Source organism: Cupriavidus pauculus (genome assembly GCF_003854935.1).
GTDB classification, from domain to species: domain Bacteria; phylum Pseudomonadota; class Gammaproteobacteria; order Burkholderiales; family Burkholderiaceae; genus Cupriavidus; species Cupriavidus pauculus_C.
On record NZ_CP033969.1, the window covers coordinates 2,326,298 to 2,338,730 of the forward strand.

Sequence of the window (12,433 nt, forward strand, 5' to 3'; positions counted from 1 at the left end):
GGAAGGGGAACGGTTAAGGCGTGCTGGCGGCGAGTGGCGCGGCCGGTACGGTTTGGCCTTGCCAGAAGCGCGCGTAGCGGCCATCGGCAGCGAGCAGGGCGTCGTGTGTGCCGGCTTCCACGAGTCGGCCGGCATCGAGCACCAGGATGCGGTCGGCATGGCGCAGGTGCTGCAGCCGGTGCGTCACCATCACGACGGCCCGGTGGCGTTGGGTGGCCAGGCCGCTGGCGATGGCAGCATCCGTGGCGGCGTCCACGCTGGCGGTGGCCTCGTCCAGCAGCAGGATGGGTACGTCGCGCACCAGCGCACGGGCCAGCGACAGGCGCTGGCGTTCGCCGCCGGACAGGTCGATGCCCGTGGCGTCGAGGTCGGTGTCGTAGCCGTCCGGCAGGCGTTCGATGAAGTCGTGTGCCTGCGCCAGCCGGGCCGCCCGCTTCACGGCATCGCGCGTGGCATGGGGGTTGCCGAGCCGCAGGTTGTCCAGCACCGTGCCGGGCAGCAGCACGACGTCCTGCGAGACAAGCGCCATGTGCCGGTGCAGCGCGTCGCTGCCCATGGCGCGCAGGTCGACGCCACCGATGCGGATGGCGCCTGCGTCCACGTCCCAGAGGCGGCAAAGCAGATGCAGCAGCGTGCTCTTGCCGGCGCCGCTGGCCCCGACGATGGCCGTCAGCCCCTGGGCGGGAATCGCGCACGACAGGCCATGCAGTCCGGCTACGGGCTTGCCCCTGTCAGCGCGCGCATGACCGGGTTGCTGCGCGCAAGCGTCGTCGTGGGCGAACGCGACGCCGTCCAGCGCGATATCGAAACGCGTGGGCAGGGTTGGCGCGGCCGGTTCGGGCAGGGGGGGCGTATCGCGCAGCGTCTCGACGCGCGCGAGCGCCCGCTGGCCGAAGCGCAGCATCACGGCGGCCACGCCCAGATCCTGGAGCAGCCGGTACAACGGCAGGGCGATGACCACGAACAGCACCCATGTGGCCGCTGGCAGCGCCCCCTGGGTCACGCGCCAGGCGGCCAGTACGGCCACCAGCACGAAGCTGCCCTCGGCGGCGGCGCCAAGCGCGGCCACCCAGGCCGCGGGGCGTCGTTCTAGTGCGAGCATGTGGCGCAGGTGGACCGCCATGGTCCCCTCCAGGCGCCGCCAGCCGCTGCCCAGCCGGCCGTGGTAGCGATGCACGCGCAATGTCGACAGGTAGCCGTGCAGTTCCGCCTGCATTGCGCTGGCGCTGTGCAGCGCGCGGCTGCCGGCCCGCACGGCGGCGCGCTGGCCCTGCGCAAGCGCCAGGCCGGCAAGCGGCAGCGTGGCGGCGACGGCAAGGGCCAGTGTGCCGTCCACCCAGGCCAGACCGGCCAGCAGGCACAGCAGCGTTGCCAGCGTGCTTGCGAACAGGCCAAGGCAATGGGCCCACAAGTGCTCGATCAGTTCGAGGTCGCCGGTCAGCCGCGCCGCAAGGTCGCCATCGCGCGCGGTGCGGAACCACCCCAGCGGCAGCCGGAGCAGATGGTCGGCCAGCAGCAGCCGGGCGGCGGCCATCGTGGCGTAGGTACCGGCAAACAGCCGCTGTGTGGCCAGGGCGCCCACGGCCATGCGCAGGACGAGCAGCATGGCCAGCGCGGCGCCCGTGGCCAGCATCATCGGGCCGTCTGCGCGGCCGGCAACGGCCGATTGCAGCAACAGGCCGGCAAGCAGGCAAGGTGCGGCGGCCAGCATGCCTTCGAGCGCGGCAAGGCGCAGGCCGCTGGCCAGACGGGGATCGCGCACGGGGGCCAGCCATTGGCCGGCGCGCAGCAGCGGGCCGATCATGGCGCGGGGGCCGGGGCGTGCGCGGCCGTGTAGTGGTTCCAGAGCGTGCGGTAGTGCGCGCAGCGGCCCAGCAGTTCGGCATGGCGGCCGCGGTCGACCAGCCGTCCGGCATCGAGCACGAGGATCAGGTCGGCGTGGACGATTGTGTGCAGACGGTGCGCCACGGCCAGGACGGTGCGGCCGCGGCACGCATGCGCCAGCGCGCGACCGATCAGCGCCTCGCTGCAGGGATCGGCGTGGGAGGTGGCTTCATCGAGGATCAGGACCGGGGCGTCCTTGAGCAGTGCCCGCGCCAGCGAGAGCCGCTGGCGTTCGCCGCCGGACAGGCGCGCGCCGCGTTCGCCCACCGGCGTCTGGTAGCGCTGCGGCAGCGCCATGATGAAGTCGTGCGCCTGTGCGGCGCGCGTGGCGGCCTGCACCTCGCTGATCGTGGCCCCCGGCCGTGCCAGCAGCAGGTTGTCCAGGACGGTGCCGTGCAGCAACTGCACCTCCTGGCCGACGATGGCAAACCGTTGCAGCAGCGCATCCAGCGGCCAGTCGCGGACGTCGCGCCCGCCCAGCAGCACCCGGCCGGCATCGGGATCGAACTCGCGCGCGGCAAGCCGGACCAGCGTCGTCTTGCCCGCGCCGCTGGCACCCACGATCGCCGTGAGTTTCCCGGCTGGCAGCACGACATCGATATCCCGTACCGCCTGCCGCGTGCCGAACGCATGGCTGACGTGCCGGAACGCGATGTCCAGCGGCGCGGTGGGCAGGGCGCCGCCGGCTGTCTCCGGTGACGGTTCCGGCAGCACCGGCTCGGCCAGCACGGCGTTGATGCGCGCCAGTGCGTCGCGGCGCTGCCGCTGTTCGCCGACGATATGGGTCAGCCGCAGCAGCGGCAGCAGCACCGCCGGTGCCACGAGCAGGCACAGCACGTACGTGGCGGCATCGAGCGACCCCTGCCGGTAGCGCCATGCACCGGCCACGGCCACGGCCGGCAGTCCCGCGGACAGCGTCGCGCCGAACGCCGCCCACGCCCAGCCGCTGCGCCGCGCGATGGCGCCCACCCACGCGGCGGCCGTTTCCACCGTGGCGCGCAGCGTGCCGAACGTCCGGGCGGACAGGCCGAAGCTGCGTACGACATGGATGCCGCGGATGAACTGCGCCGTCTGCGCCGCGATGCGCTGCTGCATGCCCGACCATTGCCGCAGCCGCTCGTCCGATCCGCGCAGCAACGCGGCCTGCGCCAGCAGGGCGAACGGTAGCGGCGCCAGCGCGGCCAGCGCCAGTGGCCAGTCCGCCAGGCATAGCCAGACGAAGGCGGTGACGGGCAGCACGACGGCCGCCGTCGCATCGGGCAGCAGGTGGGCCACGAAGCTTTCCAGCGCGGCGACGTCGTCGGCAATCACCCGGCGCAGCCGGCCCGGGGGGCGGCGGTCCACCACCGTCAGCGGCACCTGCGCGAGATGGCGTGTCAGCCGCAGCCGCAACGTGTGCGACGCCCGCAGCGCGCCCGTGTGCGCCGCCGCGTGGCTGAACGCCATCAGCGCCCAGCGCAGCATCACGGCAGCCAGGGCCGATGCCAGCAGCGGCCGCAGGGCGGCGTCGCCGTAGGGCTCGTCCAGCAGGTGCGCCGCGATGACGGACAGGCACCAGAGCGGCACCAGGCATAGCGTGGCCGAGACTGCCGCGGCCGCCATGGCGCCCGCGAGCGGCCATGGCGCCATGCGCGCGATATCGGCAAAGCCGACCGGCGGGGACGCGGCGCTCACAGCATGTCCCAGCGCATGTCCAGCCCGACGATGCGGCCCGGGCCCACGGACGCCAGCGCGCCCCCCATCGACGGCCCCGCCTGGAATGCCTGCGTACGGTACACGCGGTCGAAGAGGTTCAGCGCATAGGCGCCCAGCTCCAGGCGCTTGTGGGGCCGCCATGCCAGACGCAGGTCCACCAGCGCGTAGGTGGGCTGGCGCAGCGTGTTGGCGGCGTCGAAGTATTGCGGTCCGTTCAGCCGCACGGCGATGCCGGGCAGCACGCGGCCAATGCGCGTGGCGATGTCGCCGGCCACGTCCAGGGTCAGGCCGTAGCGCGGCACGTAGGGGACGAGGTTGCCGCTCAGGTCGGTGCCCGCCTGCGGGTTGCCGTAGGCGGTGAACGTGGCGCGGTTCAGGTAGCCGGCCAGGCCGACTTTCCATTGCGGGCTGACCTGCGCGCGGACATCGAACTCCGCGCCGTAGGCGTTGCTGCGCCCGGCGTTGCGGATGGTCTGCATGCCGACCGGGCCGGCATAGAGCTGCATGTCGCGCGTGACGGTGTCGAACAGCGCGCCACTGGCGGCCAGTCGTCCCGCGTGGTAGCGCGTGCCCAGCTCGTAGCTGACCGATCGCTCGGCCTCGAAGGGCTGCGTGTCGGCGGTGCCGGCCGGTGCCAGGTTGAAGCCGCCGGGCTTGTAGCCCTGCGCGATGCGGGCGTAGACGCGCCAGGCAGGGGCCAACTGGTACCCGGCCGACAACTCGCCGAGCGCGCTGGTCTGGCTGGTCCGGTTGCCGCGCGCGGCGGTGGCGGACGGCGACTGCCCGACCTGCGTGCGCGCGCTGTCGTGCGACAGTCGCAGGCCGGCGCCCAGATCGATCGTGGGCGTGACGTGCCAGGTGCCGTTGGCATAGGCGGCCAGCGCCTCCTGGCGGTTGTCGGAGACCGTGGCGGCCGGCATCACGTCGATCGCGCTCGTGCGCGACTGGCGCATGTTGTGGCGGTACAGGCCCGCAACGCCGTCCCAGGCACGCTTGCTGCCCTGGGTGGTCAGGCGGATCTCCTGCACGTCCTGGCGCCAGCGTTCGGGCTGGTTCACGATCATCGGCCCGTAGGCGAACATCCGCGAGAAATGGACGTTCTGCCAGGCCGCGATGGCCGACAACGCCCAGCCAGCACCCCGGTACGTGGCGCCGATCGACTCGCTGTTGCCGCAGCGCCGCAGCTTGGGATCAGGCGTGCCCGGCGCGGCCACGATGGTGCGTGCACCCGTGGCGTCGAACGGCACGTAGACGTCCTGCCAGCCGCTCGTGCATTCGCCCGACAGGGCGAGATTGACTTCCCACGGCGAACCTTCGGGCGCCAGGCGCAGGCGTGCGGCGCCGGCGTCGCTGCGGCTGCCGCCAAGGTTGTCGCTGCCGGTGGACGGGCTGCGTAGCTGGCCGGGCTGGTTCTGCGTCAGCGCGGTCAGGCTGCCGTACAGGCCGCTGGCGATGGCGCCGCTGGCCGATACCTTGCCGTTGTATCCGCCGTAGCTGGAAATGCCACCGCTCGCGTAGGCGGTGGCCACCGGCCCCGGCCGATGGCTGGTGATGCCCAGCACGCCCCCCTGCGCGCTACGGCCGTAGACGGTTCCCTGCGGGCCCTTGAGCAACTCGGCCTGCTCGATGTCGGTGAGCGCCTGGTACGTGAACACAGGCATCTGCGGGACGCCATCCACGTACACGGTGACCGCGGGGTTGTAGAGATCCTGCGCCGACGTCACGCCGCGCAGCGTGACGATGGGGTAGAGCAGGCTGCCGCCCTGCGACGTGTAGAGGCCGGGCAGGACCCGGTCGAGGTCGGCTGTATCGCGGACTTGATGCGAATCAAGTTCGGTGGCGCTCACGATCGCGGCGCCCCCGTTCAGCGCGTCGAGCGACGTCGGCTGCTTGGCCGCGCTCACGACCACGGGCGGCAACGCGGTGTGCGGTGTGCCGGCCGCAAAGACGGCGCCGGCTGCCACGTGATGCATCAACAGGGCGGACCCAATACGCCCCAGCCTTCTGACAGGCGATGTTTCTGGTTTTTGTGCTTTCATTGCTTTCTGGCTTGCTATGACGAGCCTTCACCATACGGCTGGGTCTTGTGCGGACAGAGCACCATCTGGCAAGATGCAGCACGAATTGGTTAATGAGAAGCACTCTCATCCATCATGCGCGCCAATCCCCTCCCGTTCCCACCGGCCTCTCGCGCCGGCGACGGCCCCAGCGAGGTCGCGTGGTCCGCCTTGGGCGCTGACCTGCGGGTGGCCGTGGTGGACGGCACGCTGGCGGGGCACGAGCGCCGCGAATCGGCGTTCGGCAGCCATGTAGCGCTGGCGTTGATGGTGGAAGGTGCGGGACATTTCCAGATGGAAGGCCATGCGCAGACCTGCCCGTACCGGGACGGCTGCTGCTACCTGAGCTGCGCATGGGAGGGCGGGCGCGGTGTGGACCTGTTCACCGGCCACAGCCCCCGCCGCGTGGTGCTGCTGCAATACCGCACGGACTGGCTCAGCCTGTTCGACCGCACTGGTCCGGCGGCGCCACCGGGCGGGCTGGTGCATAGCCATCCCTGGCGCCAGGCGTGGGTGCTGCGCATGCCGATGCCGCCCGCGCTGCGCAACCTCGCGCACGACCTGCTGGCCAACGGCGCGCCGCGGCATCCGCTGGATCGCCTGCGGACCAAGAGCAGGGCCTTGGGCGCGCTGGCGACACTGGCCGAATGGGCCGAAGGCGGCGCCGATGCTGACGCCCCCGCGCTGCTCCAGCCGGGCGTGGAAAGCGAAGCGTGCGGCGCGGACTGCGTGCCCGGACAGGTTTGCGAAGGAGACGACCGCCGGGGAAGCAGCGACCGCCCGCTCACGGGCCGGCAGCGGCGGCAGCTGTGTGCCGCGCGCCATCATATCCACGCCAATTGCCTGGAACCGCTGACGGTTGGCGGCGTGGCCCGCGCGGTGGGGCTCGGCGAAGCCGCCTTGCGCAATGGCTTTCGGGCGCTGTTCGGCTGCACCGTCTACGACTACGTGCTGGAACGCCGCCTGGCGGAGGCCGCGCGGCTGCTGCGGGAGAACGGGCTGTCGGTGGCCGAGGTGGCGTGGCGCAGCGGCTTCTCGCATGCGAGCCACCTTTCGCGGCACTTCAGGCGTCGCTACGGGATGTCGCCGGGCGACTACCGGTCGCGCTAGCTTGGCCCGGCTGTCGCGGGCAAGCCGTTGGCGCGGCGCTCAGTCGGCCGTGCGCAGCGCGTAGAGCGCGTAGAACGGCACGCGGAGCAGGGCCTGCGACAGCGGACCGAGCACCGAATACGGCAAGCCGTAGCCGTCCATCACGCGATAGATGCCATGCGGGCGCAGCCGCGCGTGCGGCGCCACCAGTTCGGCAGGGCGGCGTGGCCCCCACTGGAACTGCGCACCGGTCTGGCCCACGGACGGATGGTGGCGCGCCCGGCCCGCGGCCAGCCAGCACATCACGTCGAAGGCCAGCACCGACCCTGCCGGCGCCCGCTCGCCGAAGGTTGCCAGGATCTGCCGCACCGTATCGGGATGCAGATACATGAAGACCCCCTCGCTGAACAGGAATACCGGTGGCGCGTCACGGGTGGCCGGCAGCGACAGCGTGTCCCACCAGCGCGCGTCGCCCAGGTCCAGCGGCAGCGTGGCGTGGCGGGCGCCGGCAGCGGGAAGCAGCGCGCGGCGCAGGGGCAGGACTTCGGGGAGATCGGCGTCGGTCATGCGCACCCGGCCGTTGTCGAGCCATTGGAAGTAGTGGCTCAGGCCGGCGCCCAGGTTGACGACGTGGCCGTCGGGGTGCCTGGCCAGGTAGTCCTGTGCCAGCGCGCGGAACTGCCGCGTGCGCGCCAGCACGCCATAGACCGAGTGCCGGTCGTGAAGCCAGCGCGAGCCGTCGTCGCCCAGCGCCGCCATCATGCGGGCCGCGTGACGGTCGTCGACTGCCACCTTCGGAAACAGGCGGTCGCCCCACGCACGGGCGGCCAGCGGAATACGCAATGTGGACGGCACCGCCGAGAGCGCCGCGCCTGCAAGCATTTCTGGATTCGATGAGGTCATGCCAGCTCCGGTGGGCGGGCAGCCGCGCGGCTGCCCATCGCAGCGGGCATGGTAGCGGGAATCGTCATCGATGCGCGGCCCTGCGCGCCGGGCCTCTGATCCAGTGCAAACTGGCTCCGGTACGCAAGCCAACGGGGCGCCCCTCGCAGGGCGCCCCGTCGCATGCTTCGGATGTTTCCGACCGGTCTTAGCGGCGGCGCGGCCGGCGCAGTACCTTGCACTGGCCGACGGTTGCGGCGTCAGGCGCGAACGGGATCGGGCTGCGCATGTAGTCGCGCAGCTTGTCGCGCACGAACGAGGTGTCGTCGCCTACCGACGAGATGATGCCCGTGGTGGCGCCGCCGCCCAGCAGCAGCGTGAAGATGCCGCGGTACGGGAAGTCGCCGTACGCGGGCAGGCTCACGTCGAACGGTTCCGAGCGCCGGAACATGTCCTCGGCGGTGCGGCCCATGGCCCAGTGGAACGCCTCGGGGAAGCGCAGCGCGACGATCTTCGGGTTGACGTTGTGGTAGTCCGAGCCGATGACCGGGTCGCCAAGGATGTAGGTGCCGCCCGTGCCCCAGTTCTGCGTGTCGAAGTTGTCGTTGACCGGGTCCGAGACCGACGGCGCGTGGCTGGCCGGAATCTGCCACGGCATGATCGGGAAGCGGAGCGCGCGGCTCAGTTCGGCGCAGAAGTCGAAGAAGCGGCTCCACTCGTGCGTCCAGTAACAGTAGCCGTTGGCGTAGCTGCGGATCGTGAAGTCGTCGGCCTCGTAGCGGTCCACGGCCAGGAAGTCCGGCGCGTACGGGCCGTCGTGCACGCCCATGGCGTCGATGAACGCGGCCGTGGCGCGCGCGTTCTGCACCGGCTCGTCGCCCGAGGCGTAGATCCATTCCGATGCGCCCACGCCCCACAGGTTGACCTGCCAGCCAAAGCTGACGGCCGGCGCCACCGTGCGGATCAGCCAGTTCACGGCCGCCACGTAGCCGCGCACGTTTTCGGTGATCGACGCCGGAATCGCGGCCTGCACGTTCCAGTGGTCCAGCGCCATGCGCAGCGGCTCGCGCACCGGCATTGCGTACTCGGGCCCGAAGCCGCCCTGCTGGCAGGCGCCCAGGAAGTCGGGGTTGACCACGTAGCCGGCCGGCACCGGGTGGTCGGCGTCGATGTGCTGGTTGGACAGGTTCAGCGACAGGATCAGGTTGGCAAAGCTGTGCGCCAGCCCCTGCTTGTTGGCGAGCTGCGTGGGCGTGTCGCCCAGCGACAGGTTGCACGTGTACGACACGATCACCGGCAGCACGCGATGGTTGCCGCCGATCTGCTGCTCGACGTCGCGCGCCAGCAGGATCGTCGCCGTGGTCTGGTTGTCCGATTCCAGGTAGACGTTGGCGTCGCCCGCGCCGTCAAAGCCCGCGTACTTGAAGACCGACGACGCCCGCGCCGCCACGAAGTCGGCCGCGTTGCCCGGCGTCAGGTCGGCGCAGCCGCCGAAGCTCAGGAAGTCCGGGAAGCCGCGCACCTTGAGGTTGGCGCCGCGCGACACCGACACGGCCAGCCGCGTGGTGCCGTTGGCGGCCACGTGCACGGAGTCTTCGGCCCGCACGTTGTAGACCACGCCGTCCATGATGAAGTCGGGAATCTGCACGTCATAGCGGCCCGGGCCCACCGGCACGGCGAACTGGTGGTCGTGGCTGCCGGCCATGATCGGGAACGACTGGTGGTAGGTCATGCCGTCGGCCACGAGCCGCACGTCGAGCGGGGTGCCCACGGTGACGTCCGACGTGACCAGGATCGGCAGCGTGACGTAGCCGGTGGTGTCCACGGCCGCCGACTGCATCTCGGACGCCGAGAACAGCACGTTCTCGATCGAATCGCCGAGGTTGCGGACCTTGGTCGGGAACGTGTAGCGGACGTTGTTCAGCGCGATTGGCGCGATGCCGATGTCGACGGGCCCCGCCTGCGGCAGGCCGCCCAGCGGCATGATGCCCGGCACCGGCATCGGGAAGGCCAGGATGGTCTCGCCCGTGTGGCGCGCCACGATCGACACGTTTGCCTGCTCGTCGGCCAGCACCGGAATCTCGTCGATGGCGATGTTCAGGCGCGAGTAGTACTGGGCGTCGGCATAGGTCACCACCACGGCCGTGGTGCCGCCCGGCGAGACCGTCACGGTCTGGGGATGGACGGTGGCCTGGGCGATGACGGTGGAGATGTCGTTGTGCAGCGGGTCGGCGGTCACGGTGTAGGTGCCGGCCGGCAGCGCCAGCGGCGTGACGGTGCCTGGCGAGACCGTTTCCACGTGGACCTGCGAGCCCTGCGTGAACGTCAGCGTCTGCGCGGCCGAATAGAGCGCGGTGTCCGGCGCTGTGGCGGCCTGCACGCGCACCGTGCCGCTGGTGTCGGGCAGCGCGTCGGCGGCCAGCGCGAACGACGCCAGGTACGCCTGCCCGGCCTGGCCGGTCATGTCGCCGTTGATGCCGATCTTGATCGTGTCCTGCGGCGCAAACGTGTGCGCCGACGCAAAGTTGACCTTGGCCTCCACGTCCCACGTCTGGGCGTCGATCCGGCTGTTCGCGGTCTCGGCCTCGGTGGCCATCCAGCTCTGCAGCTGGACGTTGAAGTCAGTAGGCTGCACGGCCACCGGCGCGTGGAATTTCAGTCCCAGGAAACGGTCGATGCTGACCGGGGCGCCACTGGTGTGGCGGATGTTGGTGATGGCGATCACGCCGTACCACTGCGACGCGCCGCTCTCGATGCCGATATCGAAAATAATTGCCATGATCCCTCCCTCCGCATGATGTGAACGCGGCGCGCACCGCGCCGGCGTCAGCGCAGGTTAGGGGGCGAGTCGGGCGGTGGGAATGGATTGGCCGGGTGGCCGGCAGGGGCGGGAGGGGGTGCCGATGGCCTCCCCCGAACGCGGGAGAGGCTGGCGCATCAGGAAGCTGGCGCGGGGATCAGGCGCTGGGCGGCGGCACGTAGCCGGCGGCCTGGTCGGCGCCTTCGCCGAAGAAATATTTCTCGGTCTGCTTGAGCAGGTACTGGCGCGCGCGGACGTCGGCCATGTTCAGGCGGTTCTCGTTGATCAGCATCGTCTGGTGCTTGAGCCAGCCGGCCCAGGCCTCCTTCGACACGTTCTGCCAGATCTTCTTGCCGAGGTCGCCCGGCAGCGGGGGGAAGTCGAGACCTTCGGCTTCCTTGTTCAGCTTGACGCAATGGACCATGCGGGCCATGAGGGACTCCTTCTTTCGTGTGGGCGCTATTGTAGCCAAGCTCGCGGGGCGGGGCAGCGGCCGCCGCCCATGCCCCTGCGGTGCATGGTGTTATCGGCGGGCTTACAGCTTCTTCATCAGCACCATCGACTTGCGCTGCCAGTTGTAGAGCTTGCGCTTGTCCTCGGGCAGGTCGTCGACGGTGGCATGGACAAAGCCGCGCTTCAGGAACCAGTGCTCCGTGCGCGTGGTGAGCACGAACAGCCGCTCCAGCCCCAGCGCGCGGGCGCGGCGCTCGATGCGCTTGAGCAGCCGCTCGCCGTCGCCGGTGCCCTGGGCCTCGGCGGACACGGTCAGGCAGGCCATCTCGCCCATGTTCTCGCGCGGGAATTCGTAAAGCGCGGCGCAGCCGAACAGCACGTTGTCGTGCTCGATCACCGAGAACTTGTCGATGTCGCGCTCGATCAGGTGGCGTCCCCGCGGCACCAGCGTGCCGTCGGCCTCCAGCGGGGCGATCAGCTGCAGGATGCCGCCCACGTCGTCCAGCGTGGCCTCGCGCAGGCTTTCCAGGTCGGTATCGGACACCATGGTGCCCACGCCGTCGTGCAGGAACAGTTCCAGCAGCACCGATCCGTCCATGTCGAACGGGATCAGGTGGGCGCGCGGCACGCCGCCCTTGAGCGCCTTGACCAGGTGTTCCAGGTAATAGGCCACGTCGGGCGGCAGGTGGTTGTTCTGCAGCCGCTCCACGGCCGTGCGCAGCGACATTTCCTTCATCAGCTTGCCCACGGCGTCCGGCACGCCGGGTACCTCGGTGATGAAGATCAGCTTGTCGGCCTTGAGCGCGCTGGCGGCGGCGCTGGCCACGTCTTCCATCGACAGGTTGAACGCCTGCCCGGTCGGCGAGAAGCCGAGTGGCGAAAGCAGCACCACCTTGCCGTGCGACAGCGACATGCGCATGGAATCGCCGTCCACCTTGCGCACCAGGCCCGTGTGCTGGTAGTCCACGCCATTGACGATGCCCACCGGGCGCGCCGTGATGAAGTTGCCCGAGATGACCGACAGCTGCGCGCCGGCCATCGGCGTATTGGGCAGGCCCTGGCTGAACGCGGCCTCGATGTCCAGCCGCAGCTCGCCGGCGGCCTCCTTGGCGCATTCCAGCGCGGCGTTGTCGGTAATGCGCACGCCATCGGCAAACTGCGACTGCACGTTGCGCAGCGCGAGCTGTTCTTCCACCTGCGGGCGCGAGCCGAACACCAGCACCACGTGCATGCCCATGGCGTGCAGCAGCGCCACGTCGTTGACCAGCGCGTTGAGCACGCCGGCCTTGACCAGTTCGCCGCTGAAGGCGATCACGAAGGTCTTGCCGCGGAACGTGTGGATGTACGGCGCCACCGCGCGCAGCCAGTCGACGAACTGCTGCTGGTCCGGGCCGCCGTTCTCGACGGATTCGGTGCCGGCAACGGACGACGGGATCGGCGTGGCGGGGGCGGCGGAGGGCATCGGGACGGCGTTCTGATCGGCCGTCGGATCGACGGAAGGGGGCGTGGCGGCAGGATCGGGGTCCTGCGGCGGGGAGTCGGTTCTGGCGTTCATGCGGCGGATTATAATCCC

Annotated in this window: 8 protein-coding genes; 1 reads left to right on the plus strand and 7 read right to left on the minus strand. The window is 70.6% G+C overall.

All coding sequences use genetic code 11. The features are described 5' to 3' along the window. Window positions 1–13 precede the first annotated feature (13 nt). The 3 genes from EHF44_RS12380 to EHF44_RS12390 are packed head-to-tail and all read right to left on the minus strand — an operon-like array spanning window position 14 to window position 5,552. Complete coding sequence (locus EHF44_RS12380; RefSeq protein WP_124684004.1) at window positions 14–1,804, minus strand: ABC transporter ATP-binding protein; 1,791 nt, start codon at window positions 1,802–1,804, stop codon at window positions 14–16. Then, complete coding sequence (locus tag EHF44_RS12385) at window positions 1,801–3,558, minus strand: ABC transporter ATP-binding protein (RefSeq protein ID WP_253699821.1); 1,758 nt, start codon at window positions 3,556–3,558, stop codon at window positions 1,801–1,803. Before EHF44_RS12385 ends, EHF44_RS12380 begins: the two co-directional genes overlap by 4 nt. Further along, window positions 3,555–5,552, minus strand: coding sequence for a TonB-dependent receptor (locus EHF44_RS12390; protein ID WP_124684005.1), 1,998 nt, complete (start codon window positions 5,550–5,552; stop codon window positions 3,555–3,557). Before EHF44_RS12390 ends, EHF44_RS12385 begins: the two co-directional genes overlap by 4 nt. A 255-nt stretch (window positions 5,553–5,807) precedes the next feature. Between EHF44_RS12390 and EHF44_RS12395 the strand changes: the two genes are divergently transcribed. Next, window positions 5,808–6,746, plus strand: coding sequence for a helix-turn-helix transcriptional regulator (locus EHF44_RS12395; protein ID WP_172966052.1), 939 nt, complete (start codon window positions 5,808–5,810; stop codon window positions 6,744–6,746). A 39-nt stretch (window positions 6,747–6,785) separates the two neighbouring features. Here EHF44_RS12395 and EHF44_RS12400 read toward each other — a convergent pair whose 3' ends face one another. The 4 genes from EHF44_RS12400 to argA form a co-directional block, all read right to left on the minus strand. Next, window positions 6,786–7,628, minus strand: a complete 843-nt coding sequence (locus tag EHF44_RS12400) for a class I SAM-dependent methyltransferase (RefSeq protein WP_253699823.1) — start codon at window positions 7,626–7,628, stop codon at window positions 6,786–6,788. A 187-nt stretch (window positions 7,629–7,815) separates the two neighbouring features. Continuing rightward, a complete protein-coding gene (locus tag EHF44_RS12405; protein ID WP_124684007.1) occupies window positions 7,816–10,386 on the minus strand; it encodes a hypothetical protein in 2,571 nt (856 codons plus the stop codon). A gap of 178 nt (window positions 10,387–10,564) precedes the next feature. Beyond that, a complete protein-coding gene (locus EHF44_RS12410; RefSeq protein WP_124684008.1) occupies window positions 10,565–10,840 on the minus strand; it encodes an oxidative damage protection protein in 276 nt (91 codons plus the stop codon). 102 nt (window positions 10,841–10,942) lie between these two features. Further along, entirely contained in the window at window positions 10,943–12,415 is a 1,473-nt protein-coding gene (gene argA, locus EHF44_RS12415; RefSeq protein ID WP_124684009.1) for an amino-acid N-acetyltransferase, read from the minus strand. Between the last annotated feature and the right edge of the window lie 18 nt (window positions 12,416–12,433).